Below are 14,527 nucleotides of genomic sequence, written 5' to 3' on the forward strand. Positions count from 1 at the left end.
AAGCTATTGCAAAAAGCGGGATTGGGCAGAAGCGTAAAATTCAATTCCCATTCTTCGGCTGAACTTCAGTGCTGAAAATTCCCGCCTCCGGCAATACCACCGGATATAAGAGTACCCAAAACTGCGAAGCAAACAGCTCTTATAAAGATGTATAGACGGCTTCCGGCAGGAACGGACTGGCATCACCGTTGTTTTTGATAATGTCGCGTACAATGGTGGAGGCCACGGAAGTATATTTAGGCTCCCCGGTAAGAAAGATCGTTTCAATGGTTGGATCTAAAGTCCGGTTGGCATCTGCAATGGTCTTTTCATACTCGAAATCGCTTACATAACGGATACCGCGTAAAATAAACCCCGCGCCTATTTCCTTGCAAAAGTTTACGGTAAGCCCCTCGTACATTGCACCTTCAATACGCGAGCTGTCGGGGAAGATATCCTTTATCCAGGTCAATCGCTTTTCTGCGCTGAACATCGGGCTTTTTGAGGTATTGATCCCGATCCCTACCACGATTTTATCAAACAAAGGCAGCGCCCGGTTGATGATGTCCACATGCCCCAGGGTAATGGGGTCAAAAGTTCCGGGAAACAGGCAGATTCTTGACATGGTACCAGATTAAATACGCTGTTATTGATTTTTATTGGAAAGCAAATATAAGACCGCCATCCTTACCGCTACGCCATTTTCTACCTGCTGCAGGATGATGGACTGCCCGGAGTCCGCCACGTCGCTGTCCAGCTCCACGCCCCGGTTGATAGGGCCGGGATGCATGATCACAATATCTTTTTTCAGACCCTCCAGCAGTTTGCGGCTGATGCCATAGGAAAGGTTGTATTCCCGGAGTGATGAAAAGAGTACCTGGTTCTGCCGCTCCAGCTGAATGCGCAGTACATTGGCCACATCGCACCAGTTGAGGGTTTCCTGTAAATTATAGTTTACGCTTACGCCAAACGCTTCTTCAATGTATTTGGGTACAAGGGTAGGGGGACCGCAAACAGTGACCTTTGCGCCCATTTTGGTGAGGAGGTACATATTGCTCATGGCCACACGGCTGTGCATGATGTCGCCGATGATGGCCACTTTTGTGCCGTTCAGCGTTCCGATCTTTTCCCGGATCGAGAATGCGTCCAGCAGCCCCTGGGTGGGGTGCTCATTGATCCCGTCCCCGGCGTTGACAATGGCGGCCGGGATATGCCGGGCCAGAAAATGAGGGGCACCGGTGGCGCTGTGCCGCATCACCACCATATCCACTTTCATGGACAGGATATTGTTGACGGTGTCGAGAAGGGTTTCTCCTTTGGAAACGGAAGACCCCGACGCTGTAAAATTGATGGTATCGGCCGACAGCCTTTTCTCGGCCAGTTCAAATGAAATGCGGGTCCGGGTTGAGTTTTCGTAAAACAGGTTTACGATGGTTATATCTCTTAAGGAAGGAACTTTCTTAACCGGTCGCTGTAAAACTTCTTTAAACTGTGCTGCTGTATCTAAAAAAAGGGAAATGTCCTCTTTTGTGAGGTCTTTAATACCCAATAAATGTTTGGTGGAAAGCTTCATTAAAGGGCAAAGATAAGATAAATCAGCTGAATATTGCAAACGCGAAAGCCCGTTTGCGGCGGCAAAATAACAAGGTATGGTGTACGAATACAGGAATGGCTGCCGCGAAGGGCCCAGTTCAATCCGGGTATCTTGTAGCGCTATTGTTGCTGCTGGTTTTATGGCACGCCCGGATAAGCGCTGCGGCGAAAGGATATTCAATTTCCAGGGACATAGCGACCGGAATTTTGTTTTCAAAATGAAAACAAAATGGCACCCTTGAACCGAATATTAAAAATAAGAGCGGAAGACCGGACTCGAACCGGCTACCTGCAGCTTGGGAAGCTGCCGCTCTACCAGGTGAGCTACTTCCGCTTTTTGAACGGGCGTAAATATACTTTATATTCAGATAAAACAAACAGGTCGTCAATTTTTTGTTGCCGCCGGCTCTACTTCGGGTAAGTTGAGGCGTATAAAAAGCCCCGGGTCCGATCCCGGAGATAACAGGATTTCATGTCATGGGGCAAGCGCCCAGGATACACGGATCCATACAGGAGCCTGTGAGCAATAACATCGCCCGGAAGGCAGTAGAAGTGGCTGTTGATTCTTGATTTTGATATCCGTTATGAACGGCATAAATCAGGCTTGCCCAATACACAGATCCTATAGAAAGACGGTGGCATCCATATGCAATAATACCTGTCGTTCTTCGCCCGGTATCTGGCTTATATTATTCCTGATGCCCGCTTTTGCGTGCCGGTATTCACCGTTATTCCAGTTCCCGAACCCAGATGTTCCGGAAGCTTACCGGATTGCCATGATCCTGCAGGATGAGGGGCTCTTTTTCTTTATGAAAGGTATTCGTGGGAATGCCGATGTATTGAGTGGCTCCCAGGATGGCCGCATTGTTTTGTACCAGCACCCCGTTGTGGATAACTGTAATCCTTCCCTGCGACTTTAAGGTACTGTCTTTATTAAAGCGTGGAGCGGTGAAAATGACATCGTAGGTCTGCCATTCCCCGGGTTTGCGGGAGGCATTGGCCAGCGGGATCAGTTGTTTGTAGATGCTGCCTGCCTGGCCATTGCTATAGGTGCGGTTCTTATAGCCGTCCAGCACCTGCAGCTCATAGTTGCTCATTAAAAAGATACCGCTGTTGCCTCTTCCCTGTCCGTCTCCCTTTACTACTGCGGGTGTACGCCATTCAATATGCAGCTGGCAGTCGCCAAAGCTTTGTTTGGTGCGGATCGCTCCGGAGCCTTTGACCACGGTCATGGCTTTGTTCTCCACCTTCCAGGCCGCAGCTCCCTTGCCATCGGCTTTTTCCCAATTGGAAAGATCAGAGCCGTCAAACAAAACAATGGCGTCGGAAGGGGGATCTGCGCTCGTTTGACCGGGCGTTACAATTCTTGGTTCAGGGTTCCATACTTCGGTGATTTTGGGATCGCCGTTTTGTGCATACAGAAAGGAACCTGCATAAAGGGCCGCAATCGCGAAACAAAGTTGCTTTTTCATGAATAAGAGCATTGTTTTAAATAAGAAGCAACTTACGCAATATCACTGAAAAGTAGCGGCACGCGCATCATTTTTTCTGATTTCCGATATGCTTTTGTTATGAGATAAAGGAATGGGGCCGGAATATCCGGTGGAAAACTGTCGCATGCCGGTTGCGGATCCTGCTCAGGAAAACCTATAAAAGGCTTTAAAAGCAAGATCCCTGGTTTCAGCAATTTCCACTCCGTGCTCCCTGGCAGCAGATGCACACCAGTCGATATAGCGCTCCAGGTTATCCCGGGTACCGGAAGTGATCAGTGTTACCGTATTGTTTTTATTGCTTTGCATTGTGCCGGTGATGCCCAGTTCCTCGGCCTTCAGCTGCAGGGCCTGTTGCAAAGCGGCGCGGATGGTATTGCCTTTGATGGTGATTTGCGTTGTGTTCATTTTCTGAATTTTGATGTTTTCAATAAACCGGTGCGCTTTTTTTATGAGATCTTATGAGAAAAACGGTCTGATACCTTAAGGAATGGTCTGCATAGCAGGAGCAGATACCTGTTTAGAAAAGAGTAAAGGCGCCGTTCAAAAGTAGGGAAATTGGCTCAAACCGGCAAATCAGGTACAGGAAAGGGCCCCCAGGTATCGGCTGGGCTGGCGATTGTATGTTTGGAATGTCGCCGTCAATGTGTGGGTGTGGGAGTTGCACAGGTAAAGGCAGCAGGCATGGCCCCGGGTTCTGATCCTTAAAATAAAAAAGGGTCTGTGCCGTTGGCGGCGTTCCGGATGCGGCAGCATAAATGATGCGCCCGCCCTGAAGCCGCACATCATCCCCGTATCTCAAACCATCTGTATTCTGCTGCTTCAGGAACATCGGTAACGGTGACCGCTGTTACGGAAGAACCGGGCGATCCCTGTTTGCACCAGTCGATAAAGCGTTGCAGCGGCTCTGCATCTCCATATGCATAAATAAGCACGGAACCGTCCGGCAGGTTCTGAACAGAACCCAGGATTCCCATCATATCGGCCTGCTGCTTTGCGGTTTTTCTGAAAAAGACACCCTGTACCTTACCCGTTATCGTTATCTTTTTTGTGCTCATAGCTGCTTTTATAATAAGTGAAAAGAAATACTGTTCAACAGCGCTTCCAGGTGTAGCTGATCTGTGGTGCTAAAATGGTCTTGTATTTCGCTGTCTGCATCCAGCACGCCCAGCACTTCCCCGTTGCGGATGATGGGCACAACGATCTCGGATCTTGAGCGGCTGCTGCAGGCAATATGGCCGGGGAACTGTTCCACATCTGCTACGATGAGGGTTTCGGCTTTTTCCCATGCGGTACCGCAAACACCGCGCCCTTTCCGGATGCGGGTACAGGCAACGGGTCCCTGGAAGGGGCCCAGTACCAGTTCGTCATTTTTGACAAGATAAAAGCCGACCCACCACCAGTTGAATTGCTCTTTCAGCGCCGCGGCAATATTGGAGAGGTTGGCGATCAGATCGGGTTCTCCTTCAAGGAGCGCACGGATCTGCGGAAGGAGCGATCGGTATTGCTCTTCTTTTGATCCGGAATGTATAGAAAGATCTTCTGCCATGATTTACCGGGCTTCGTTTTTTAGTTGTTCATTGAATGCTTTTGATGCCCCTTTGTTAATGGAAAGGCTTTCCCATCGATCTTTGCGGATCTGCTTGCCGATAAACACGATCTGGCCTACATGGTAAGCGTAGTGGGTCAGCTGGCGGTGTATGGCTTCAATGACCGTTAACGGTTTGGTGCGGATGGTCACTGTTTTCTGCAGGTCCTCCGGTTTTAATGACTCGAGAGCGTCCAGCAGGCATTTCCAGCCTTCTTCCCAGAGGCCCATCAGGTGTGCCCGGTCAAGGTGCTGCTCTTCAAACTCCGCATCTCTTTTCCGCCATTCTTTTTCGCCATCTTCGGCAAGGAAATGGCTCCAGCGGCTGAGCATATTGCCATGCAGATGCGTAATGTTCACCGCAAGATTGTTGTTGGCCACATCCGGCCGAAAATGAAAATCGGCATCCTCTAATTGCTGAAATGTCCGTTCTGCCAATCCTTTGTAATCCTTAAATTGCTGAATCGCGCTTTTTATGAATAATGTTTCGTTCATGTTTCACGTTTCTGATTTCTGATGAACCTGTTAAGACACGAAGACCCGGTTAACATTGAACTTCGAACCTTAAAATCCCGCTGCTGAATCATCGCCCCGGTGGTCGGCTACAGCTTCCATTTTTCCGCCGGGCTGTACTTTTATAACCTCCGTACGGCCAATTTGTTTGCGGTTGTATAATTTATAACCCATTTTTTCAAGGGCCCGGGACGTCTGCTCCGGGAAACCGCTTTCAATATCAATGCGGTCCGGTAGCCATTGATGGTGGAATTTTGGTTTGTTTACCGCGTCATCCGTGCTCATATTAAAATCGATGATGTTAACGATCGTCTGAAAAACAGAAGTAGGGATGGTGGTGCCGCCCGGCGTACCTACCACAAGGAAGGGGGCATTGTTTTTTAAAACAAGGGTGGGAGCCATGGAGCTGAGCATGCGCTTTCCCGGCGCAATGGCATTGGCCTTTCCGCCCACGGCGCCGAAGAGGTTGGGAGATCCGGGTTTGGCGCTGAAATCATCCATTTCATCATTTAAAAGAAAGCCCGCGCCGCCCACAACGGTACGGCTCCCGTAGCTGTTGTTGAGGGTGGTGGTTACGGCCACCGCGTTTCCTTCCTTATCCAGAACACTTAAGTGTGTGGTCTCTTCGCTTTCATAACCGGGCACTATACCTTCTGCGGTTTGTTTGCTGTTGCCGGCCTTCTGCGGATCATAGTCCTGCATCCTGTTCTTGAGGTAGGCTTCACTGGTCAGTTCTTTAACAGGTACTTTTACAAAATCGGCATCGCCCATATAGCGCGCCCGGTCGGCATAGGCCCGGCGTTCGGCTTCGGTCATCAACTGCACGGCTGCCGGCGTTGCAAAGCCCATCGCGCCGATATTGTACGGCTCAATCATTTTCAGCATCTGGTTCAGCAACAACCCGCCGCTGCTGGGCATCGGCATCCCGATGATTTGGTATCCCCTGTACGTAAAACCGAGGGGCTGCCGCAGCTTTGCCTGGTAGGTTTTCAGGTCATCCAGGCTGATGATACCGCTGCCGCGTTTCATTTCTTCCACAATCAGGCGGGCGGTTTCACCTTCATAAAATCCCGGCTGCCCGTTTTCCTGTATCCGCCTTAATGTTGCGGCAAGCTCTTTCTGGATCAGGGTATCGCCTTCCCGCCACTGCGCTTGTTTTACAAAAGCCGTTGGGCGGGTGCTGAATTGCTGAAAGTCTTCCCTGTTGGCATTGAGCCCGCGGGCTTCCGCTGCGGTGATCACAAAGCCGTGCTCGGCAAAATCAATAGCCGGCTGTATCAATACCCGCATGGGAAGTTTGGCATAGCGCTGCGCGGCAAACAGGCCGGCTACCGTTCCCGGCACGCCGGAGGAAAGGTGCCCGTTCAGGCTCTTTGCTGCAACCGCATTACCGTTGGCATCGAGGTACATATCCCGATGCGCTCCGGAGGGTGCCATCTCCCGGTAATCGATGGCTATTTTTTCCTTATTGGCCAACCGGGCCACCATAAACCCGCCGCCACCGATGTTGCCGGCTCCGGGATACACTACCGCTAATGCCCACTGAGTGGCAATGGCGGCATCCACAGCATTTCCTCCTTTTTTCAACATTTCCAATCCTGCCATACTGGCCAGCGGGTGTGCAGATACAACGGCTCCGTTCGAAGCGTTGATATGTTTGGTACTGGTATAATGCCCCGCGTTGATCCCGGAAGAACCGGCCGGCGGTGAGCCGGCCTTTTTTGTGGAGGAACAGGCGGTAAGCAGGAGCAGGGCCGCGGCAACAACAAGACTGCGCATGAAAATAAAATTTTGGGAAAGGTATAAAAAGTTTCTGGATTACATGGCCGGCCGTGTTCCTGCCTGGGGCTCGACTTTTAGTCAGATCCGTTTTTATACCCGGAAACTCCGGGGCACTTTCTTTGGGTTCATGTTTTTCCCGGTTTCGGTCAGGATAAAGCTCAACGTTCGGTCCGGCCTGAAGCGTTTCCATATTTCCACGTTTTCAAATTCCGTGGCTGATAGCTGATGGCTCAATTCTCAACGCTCCATTGTATATTCGTAAGATGAAGCGTATTGTCTGTTCTTTTTTATTGATGTGCTTTTGTGGTACGGGGATTGCCCAGGCACCCCGGAGCTGGTCGGGAAGCGAGATCCAGCAGGGCATCCGGAAACTGAATGTACTGGGTTCTGTTCTTTACCTGGCGGCACATCCGGATGATGAAAATACACGGCTGATCACCTACCTGGCAAATGAGAAGTGCTACCGCACCGGTTATCTTTCGCTGACGCGCGGAGACGGCGGGCAGAACCTTATCGGGGAGGAGCAGGGTATCGAGCTGGGATTGATCCGCACACAGGAGCTGCTTGCTGCGCGGCGTATCGATGGCGGCGAGCAGTTTTTTACCCGCGCATTTGATTTTGGATTTTCAAAAAATCCGGAAGAAACGTTTGCTATATGGAACCGCCGGCTGGTGTTGAGTGATGTCGTTTGGGTGATCCGGAAATTTCAGCCGGATGTGATCATTACCCGATTTCCGGTAACCGGAGAGGGGGGGCACGGTCATCATACGGCGTCGGCGATCCTGGCCAATGAAGCATTCAAAATGGCTGCCGATCCCCGGCGATACCCGGAGCAGCTGAACTATGTAAAGCCCTGGCAGGCCAAACGTATTTTATGGAATACATTTAATTTCGGCGGAACGAATACCACAGGACCTTCCGAGTTCAAAATAGATGTAGGGGGGTACAATGCTTCCCTGGGGAAGAGTTATGGCGAGATAGCGGCACTCAGCAGAAGCCAGCACAAAAGCCAGGGGTTTGGCTCTGCCGGAACCCGGGGTGAGAGCTGGGAATATTTTAAAACAACCGGCGGAAGCGCGCCTTCAACTGAGCTGATGGATGGCATTGATCTTAGCTGGAACCGTGTGGGGCCCGGTGGCAAAGAAATTGAAACTGCCGTTAAAAAGATCGGGGAAGCATTTTCGATCCTCCGTCCGGCGGCATCGGTTCAGCCTCTGGCAGCATTGTACCGGATGATCGGGCAATTGCCGGATTCATACTGGAAAAACAAAAAAATGGCCGAGGTGCGGGAGCTGATCCGGCAATGTTGCGGTTTATTTATAAGAGCTACCAGCAGCACGCAGCTATTATTTCCCGGTGATACGGTGGCGTTCACCGTAAATGCGATCAACCGGTCGGCCGGGGCCATAAGGCTCAAAGCCATCGGTATCGGGGATGAACAGCTGCTGCTGGATCAGCCGCTGCCGGCCAACCGGAACCTGGTGCAGAAGGTAGCGGTACCCATTGCCAAAAATACCCCGTTAACACAGCCCTACTGGCTGCGCGAAAAGATGGCGCCTGCCAATTATACGGTGCATGATCAGCAGGAGATCGGCATCCCGGATGTGGCACCGGCCTTTACGGCCCGATTTGTCACGGCCATCGAAGGTGTAGACCTGACATTTGATGTACCGGTATTGTATCATTTTACAGACCCGGTGAAAGGTGAAATATACCAGCCGGTAATGGTGGCGCCCCGCATCACTGTGCAGCTGTCTCCAAAAATACTGCTGTTCCAAAAGGGAAAAACAGAAGAAAAAAAACTGAAGCTTCACTATACCATCAATCAATCCGTTGCCAGTGAGCTGCAGTTTGGACTGGCAGGATTGCCCGGAACGGAAGCGGCGGCGGTTGCAGATACCGGGGCCGGTGTTTTTATACCCGTGTCCAATAAACAGCTCAGCAATGCTGTAACCACGGTGGAGGGCAATGTATGGGAGCGTACTGCTCCCGCAGAGCGGTACGGGCAGGCGATAAAATCGATCCGCTATGATCATATTCCCGATATCAATTACCTCTATACCGATTCGGTAAAGCTGCTGAACATCGATCTGAGAACTGCGGGAAAGAAGATCGGATACATACCGGGTGCGGGTGATAAAGTACCGGAAGTGCTGACGGCCATGGGCTACCAGGTAGTGCTGCTGGACCGTCAAAAACTGGCAACAACGGAGCTTTCCGGTTTTGATGCCATTATAAGCGGCGTACGGGCCTATAATATCCACGAATGGCTGAATGATGCCTATGAGCCGTTGATGGCTTATATTCGCAACGGAGGGAACCTGATCGTTCAATACTGTACAAATAATAACATCGGGCCTGTAAAAGCAAAGATCGGTCCGTATGATTTTTCCATTTCCCGGAGCCGGATTACAGATGAGAATGCCCCGGTGCGTTTTACAGATCCTTTCATGCGGGTATTGCGCTACCCCAACCAGATCACGGACAAAGATTTTGAAGGCTGGGTGCAGGAGCGGAGCACTTATCACGCAGCCAACTGGGATGCACACCTGAAACCGGTGCTGGTGATGCGCGATCCCGGAGAGCAGGAAAATGCCGGTGCCCTGATAACCGGCAAATATGGGAAAGGTTATTTTACTTATTGCGGGATCACATTTTTCAGGCAGCTGCCGGCTGCAGTTCCCGGGGCAATTCGTTTATTTGCAAATATTATTGCATTAAATTCGCAGACATCAACAAATGTAAATGACTGATAAGAAAAAGGAGATTATGGGCATCCGCCGGGGTGAAATGGCATTTCTTGTTGCCATTGTGATCGGACTGATCGTCGGCACACTTATTAAAAAGATACGGCTGGGTCTGATGCTGGGACTGATCATCGGTTTGGGGATCGTATTTATGAACAGCCTGCGGGCGAAGCGGTGAGGGAGTGAATGGGGAGTAGTGAATGGTGAATAGGGATCCGGAATTGTACATGATGCAGAAGACATGCCAGGGATCAGGTATCAAATATCAAGCATCAAATATCAACGATCAGGCATCCAGGGTCTAATGTCTAATATCTAATATCTGACGTCTAACATCTAATCTCCGGCCTCTAATAATCAATGCGTATGAATAAGCAGATACAGGATGAGGAAAAGGCCCCCCTCTTCGGGTCCTGGACTATATGGTATGTTCTCGTGGTCGTGGTGCTTTTCTTGCTGATCGCCTGCTTTCACCAGATCACAAAAACCTACTCATGAAGCCACTGGACTGGGTTGTTCTGATTGTTACATTGTCCGGTATTATCCTTTACGGGATCTACAAAAGCCGTACAACGCGCGATCTTGATGGTTATTTCCGTTCCAACAGGAGCATGCCCTGGTACCTGATCCTGTTGAGTATTATGGGCACCCAGGCCAGTGCCATCACCTTCCTTGCCGCACCGGGGCAGGCCTATACAGACGGAATGCGCTTTGTTCAGTATTATTTCGGACTGCCGCTGGCCGCTATTGTCATCTGCATTTCTTTTGTTCCGGTTTTTAGCAGGCTTAAGGTATTTACTGCTTATGAGTACCTCGAGCAGCGGTTCGACCTGAAAACAAGGACCTTCACTTCTTTTTTGTTCCTGCTGCAACGGGGACTGTCAACCGGGATCAGCATTTATGCTCCTTCCATCATCCTGTCCGTATTGCTGGGATGGAATATTTACCTGACCAACCTGTTCATGGGCGGGCTCCTGATCATTTATACCGTAACCGGTGGTGCCCGGGCAGTGGCCTATACACAGACCTTCCAGTTTTTGATCATCATGGGCGCCATGTTCGTTGCCGGATACTATATCGTAAAAGACCTGCCCCCGGGGATCGGCTTCACCGACGCATTACGTGTTGGCGGAAAGTTGGGGAAAATGAATGTGATCACTACGGGCATCACCGATAAAGGCTTTGATTGGGGCGACCGGTATAATATCTTTAGCGGGGTGATCGGAGGGTTTTTCCTGCTGCTGTCGTATTTTGGAACCGACCAGTCGCAGGTAGGCCGTTATCTGACAGCCCGGAATCTTAAAGAAAGCCGTCTCGGCCTGCTGATGAACGGAATCGTGAAGGTGCCCATGCAGTTCCTTATTTTACTGATCGGGGTACTGGTCTTTGCCTTTTACCAGTTCAATAAGGCGCCTGCTTTTTTTAACGAGCTGGAGTTAAAGCGGCTGGAGCAATCGGTTTACAGCGACTCCCTGCATCAATTGCAATACCAGCTGGAGGGCATTCAGCAGAAAAAGGACGCGGCCCTTGCCCTGTACTCCAGTGAGCGGGCAACAGCCTTCCGGCAGCTGCAGGTACTTCAGACCGAAACGGAATCGGTCCGGGCCCGGATCAAGGGACTGGTAAAAAAGAACGGGGGCGCCGACAATGATACCAACTATATTTTCCTGCATTTTGTAGTGGATTATTTACCGGTGGGGTTGGTAGGACTGATCATCGCCATTATTTTTCTTGCCAGCTGGGGAAGTATCGCCGCGGCGCTGAACTCCCTTGCATCCAGCACCGTGATCGATTTTCATAAACGTTTTTCGCAAAAGGAGCAACCGGCGGAACGGGACTACCTTGTTTCAAAAAGATATACCTTTTTGTGGGGGATATTCTGTATTGCCGTTGCAATGTTTGTGTCCAATTGGGGAAACAGTTTGATAGAGGTGGTGAATGTATTGGGATCGCTCTTCTACGGAACGATCCTCGGGATCTTCCTGGTGGCATTCTACTCAAAACGCATCAGGGGCAATGCGGTGTTCTGGGCGGCGCTGATCGCCGAGGTGATCGTGGTGGTCTTGTTTTTCCTGAATGAATACGGGATCATTTCACTGGGATTTTTATGGCTGAATGCCGTGGGTGCCCTGCTGGTTTGGGGCATCGGTTACCTGCTGCAGCTGGTGGCACCGCAAAGGAAATTCCCGGTATAAACCAGAGAAGCTACGCCTGAAAAGAGGCCGGTCCGCAAGCCGGCGTCAGAAGAAAAGGGAAAACCCGGCTAAAAATCCAAGCCCGTTGTTCTTAACGTAATAGCCCCTTTTTTGTATGTTTTCCAGCTGGGTATACGTGTAATGGGCGCCCAGGTCGAGGGATATATTGTTTTTCAGGAAAAGGGCCACGCCGGCACCACCCCCGGCGGCAAAGCCATCGTATTTAAAAATGGCAGAATCGCCCTCGCTGTGACGGGCATACCCTCCGCCGATCGTAACAAAGGGCCTGGCCTTACCTTCAAGCGGGAAATAATATTCCGCCTGTGGCATCAGCGCCAGGGTGGAAGTTGCTTCTGAAAAATCGGCCTTGCTGTACGTGTAGGCAGCTGATAACCCAACCGCCAGGTTGGTGGCTACAAAATAACCGACAGCGGGTTGCAGGGTGAAGGTCCCCGATTTCGTCTTGTAGCTTTTCATATATTCAGCGCTGCTGTTATATGCAAAACTAAGGTTGGTTTGTCCGGAAATGACCCATTTCCCTTTTTCTGTTTGGGCATTGGCGGTTAACAAGAATAGCAGGTGTGCAATGCATAAGGCAATCATTTTTTTCATAGTGATTTTTATTCGAATATAATGTTTTTCTTTTTCCGGAGATGCTTTCTGCAAAAGAACATCAGCACCCCCGGGGTGGGCCCCTGCCCTGGCGCGGGTCCACATCATATCCGTCAATTTATGGTCCGAACCTATGGTTCTCCTGTTTCCGTTGCAGGCTTTTACAACGAACCGAGGTTCGTTGTTGATAGACTGGTCGAGGCGATGCCTCTTGCTCTTTGAATAGAAAATACAGAAGGCCGCCGGCCAGATCCCCCTAACAGCCGGGGAGTGCCATAGGTACGGTACATTTTCCCGCCCGGGCGCTTATCCGCATCATATCCGTCAATTTATGGTCCGAACCTATGGTTCTCCTGTTTCCGTTGCAGGTTTTTACAACGAACCGAGGTTCGTTGTTGATAGACTGGTCGAGGCGATGCCTCTTGCCCTTTGAATGGAATACAGAAGGTCGCCGGCCAGATCCCCCTAACAGCCGGGGAGTGCCGTAGGTACGGTACATTTTCCCGCCCGGGCGCTTATCCGCATCATATCCGTCAATTTATGGTCCGAACCTATGGTTCTCCTGTTTCCGTTGCAGGTTTTTACAACGAACCGAGGTTCGTTGTTGATAGACTGGTCGAGGCGATGCCTCTTGCCCTTTGAATGGAATACAGAAGGCCGCCGGCCAGATCCCCCTAACAGGAGGGGAGTGCCGTAGGTACGGTACATTTTCCTGCCCTGGCGCGTGTCCGCAGGCGCTATACCATCGAAGATCAAAGTTTGAGGCGGGCAATAATGAATGCACTGCGGTAGCGGACATCGCCAGGCGGCACTTCGGTAACGTTGTACTGATACCGGGTATAGATCTCTTTCATTTGCAGGTAGGTAAAAACGGCTTCAGCCCAGTCTTGTTTGCGCTCATCATCGATGGCATAGATCTCTTTCCACGGAGGCAGCATCCATACGGTTTTGTTGTAGGGATGCGTCCGGGCAACGGCATCCATCTGCTTTGAAATGCCGATGCCGGTCATGTTGGCATAACAAAGGGTGTCGGGAATGCCACGATCAAAAAAGAACAGGCGTTCCGGGTGCTTTTTTGCCTGTTCCGTGGCTGCCTGATAACTTTCTACGGACCGGTCGAGCATCAGACGGGTATAGCGCCGGCGGTCCTTCCAGGGAAGCGCTGTTCCTCCTGTCTGGACCTGCTCTTTGATAATCGTACGCGCAGCCTCCGGAACGGTGTGGAAGCCTGCATGCTCCAGCGCGGTGAGCAGGGTGGTCTTCCCCGATCCTGGTCCGCCGGTGATGATATAAAAGCGGTCCGCGGTCATGGGCGTTTGCTGAGTTGTTTAAATGAAAGATCCAGCACATCAAAAGTCCCTGTCCTGTAGGTATAGTGCCACCATTCCGAGTCCAGCGCCCCAAACCCGTGACGTTCCATGACAGACCTTAACCGGCCGCGGTTCTTCAGTACCTGCGGGGGCAGGCCGGTAAAGCTATGGTGCGCCGTATCTGTAAAATTATCAAAGCCTGTTCCCATATGCAATTCCTGCTGTGTTTTCAGGTCAATAAGGGTAAGGTCGACAGCCGTTCCGCGATTGTGGTTGCTCCCTTTTGCAGGATTGGCTACATACCGTTCGTCCTTTACCAGCTCCCAGAACTTTTGGGAAACGGAGTAGGGCCTGTAGGCGTCAAATATTTTCAGCCCCAGTCCCTCCAGGTTCAGTTCCTTCTGAGCTGCGGCCAGCGCTTCGGCAGCCGGCCTTCTCATAAAGGTATAGCGGGTGCCTCCGGGATACATCCGCCGGTGCATAAAATTATTAGTGGTGGCATACCGGAGATCGTACACCAGGCCGGGTATCCGGCTTTTTAATTCCACCAGGCGGTTATCAGCATTTTTGCGGAGGGCATTCCGGTATTCTTTGCCGGACCGCAGGATCGGGAAAGAAGGGGACTGGGCGGGGCACAACAGCGTAATGCAGCATGCCATCAGAAAACAGGATATTTTATAAAAAGACATATTTTTTTTGATTGGAACAGGAAGCAATG

Annotated in this window: 15 protein-coding genes and 1 tRNA gene; 4 read left to right on the forward strand and 12 right to left on the reverse strand. The window is 50.9% G+C overall.

Features of this window, described 5'->3' with window-relative positions:
• Positions 1–139 precede the first annotated feature (139 nt).
• From coaD to ggt, 9 genes are all read right to left on the reverse strand, one after another.
• On the reverse strand, positions 140–604 hold the full coding sequence (gene coaD / locus B160_RS0108325; RefSeq protein WP_018627441.1) for a pantetheine-phosphate adenylyltransferase: 465 nt from the start codon (positions 602–604) through the stop codon (positions 140–142).
• A gap of 21 nt (positions 605–625) precedes the next feature.
• The gene (locus B160_RS0108330) at positions 626–1,552 is read right to left on the reverse strand and encodes an aspartate carbamoyltransferase catalytic subunit (RefSeq protein WP_026309631.1); all 927 of its coding nucleotides are present in this window, start codon (positions 1,550–1,552) and stop codon (positions 626–628) included.
• Between the two features lie 281 nt (positions 1,553–1,833).
• A tRNA-Gly gene (locus B160_RS0108335) sits at positions 1,834–1,906 on the reverse strand.
• Between the two features lie 394 nt (positions 1,907–2,300).
• On the reverse strand, positions 2,301–3,044 hold the full coding sequence (locus B160_RS0108340; protein WP_018627443.1) for a 3-keto-disaccharide hydrolase: 744 nt from the start codon (positions 3,042–3,044) through the stop codon (positions 2,301–2,303).
• 165 nt (positions 3,045–3,209) lie between these two features.
• On the reverse strand, positions 3,210–3,470 hold the full coding sequence (locus tag B160_RS0108345; protein ID WP_018627444.1) for an acylphosphatase: 261 nt from the start codon (positions 3,468–3,470) through the stop codon (positions 3,210–3,212).
• A 377-nt stretch (positions 3,471–3,847) separates the two neighbouring features.
• Positions 3,848–4,120 carry an acylphosphatase gene (locus B160_RS0108350; protein WP_018627445.1) on the reverse strand — a complete coding sequence of 91 codons (273 nt, stop codon included), beginning with the start codon at positions 4,118–4,120 and terminating at the stop codon, positions 3,848–3,850.
• A gap of 8 nt (positions 4,121–4,128) precedes the next feature.
• Positions 4,129–4,611 carry a GAF domain-containing protein gene (locus B160_RS0108355; protein WP_018627446.1) on the reverse strand — a complete coding sequence of 161 codons (483 nt, stop codon included), beginning with the start codon at positions 4,609–4,611 and terminating at the stop codon, positions 4,129–4,131.
• A gap of 3 nt (positions 4,612–4,614) precedes the next feature.
• On the reverse strand, positions 4,615–5,145 hold the full coding sequence (locus tag B160_RS0108360) for a DUF1572 family protein (RefSeq protein WP_018627447.1): 531 nt from the start codon (positions 5,143–5,145) through the stop codon (positions 4,615–4,617).
• A gap of 69 nt (positions 5,146–5,214) precedes the next feature.
• Positions 5,215–6,942: a gamma-glutamyltransferase gene (gene ggt, locus B160_RS0108365; protein WP_018627448.1), complete on the reverse strand. Its 1,728-nt coding sequence runs from the start codon at positions 6,940–6,942 to the stop codon at positions 5,215–5,217.
• A 266-nt stretch (positions 6,943–7,208) separates the two neighbouring features.
• On the opposite strand from ggt, the gene B160_RS0108375 reads away from it, so the two are divergent.
• From B160_RS0108375 to B160_RS0108390, 4 genes are all read left to right on the forward strand, one after another.
• The gene (locus tag B160_RS0108375) at positions 7,209–9,698 is read left to right on the forward strand and encodes a PIG-L family deacetylase (RefSeq protein WP_018627450.1); all 2,490 of its coding nucleotides are present in this window, start codon (positions 7,209–7,211) and stop codon (positions 9,696–9,698) included.
• Complete coding sequence (locus B160_RS0108380; RefSeq protein ID WP_018627451.1) at positions 9,691–9,870, forward strand: hypothetical protein; 180 nt, start codon at positions 9,691–9,693, stop codon at positions 9,868–9,870. The genes B160_RS0108375 and B160_RS0108380 overlap by 8 nt, the downstream gene beginning before the upstream one ends.
• 188 nt (positions 9,871–10,058) lie before the next feature.
• Positions 10,059–10,190 (forward strand): hypothetical protein, encoded by a 132-nt coding sequence (locus B160_RS32385; protein ID WP_018627452.1) that lies wholly within the window; start codon positions 10,059–10,061, stop codon positions 10,188–10,190.
• The gene (locus B160_RS0108390) at positions 10,187–11,887 is read left to right on the forward strand and encodes a sodium:solute symporter family protein (protein WP_018627453.1); all 1,701 of its coding nucleotides are present in this window, start codon (positions 10,187–10,189) and stop codon (positions 11,885–11,887) included. The genes B160_RS32385 and B160_RS0108390 overlap by 4 nt, the downstream gene beginning before the upstream one ends.
• Before the next feature lie 45 nt (positions 11,888–11,932).
• Here B160_RS0108390 and B160_RS30515 read toward each other — a convergent pair whose 3' ends face one another.
• The 3 genes from B160_RS30515 to B160_RS0108405 all read right to left on the reverse strand — a co-directional run bounded on the left by B160_RS30515 (position 11,933) and on the right by B160_RS0108405 (position 14,468).
• Complete coding sequence (locus B160_RS30515) at positions 11,933–12,499, reverse strand: outer membrane beta-barrel protein (protein ID WP_169540021.1); 567 nt, start codon at positions 12,497–12,499, stop codon at positions 11,933–11,935.
• Positions 12,500–13,251: 752 nt separating this feature from the next.
• A complete protein-coding gene (locus B160_RS0108400; RefSeq protein WP_018627455.1) occupies positions 13,252–13,809 on the reverse strand; it encodes an AAA family ATPase in 558 nt (185 codons plus the stop codon).
• The gene (locus B160_RS0108405; protein ID WP_040679649.1) at positions 13,806–14,468 is read right to left on the reverse strand and encodes a M15 family metallopeptidase; all 663 of its coding nucleotides are present in this window, start codon (positions 14,466–14,468) and stop codon (positions 13,806–13,808) included. Before B160_RS0108405 ends, B160_RS0108400 begins: the two co-directional genes overlap by 4 nt.
• Between the last annotated feature and the right edge of the window lie 59 nt (positions 14,469–14,527).

Origin of the sequence: Niabella aurantiaca DSM 17617, from assembly GCF_000374125.1 — a bacterium.
Classification (GTDB): Bacteria; Bacteroidota; Bacteroidia; order Chitinophagales; family Chitinophagaceae; genus Niabella; species Niabella aurantiaca.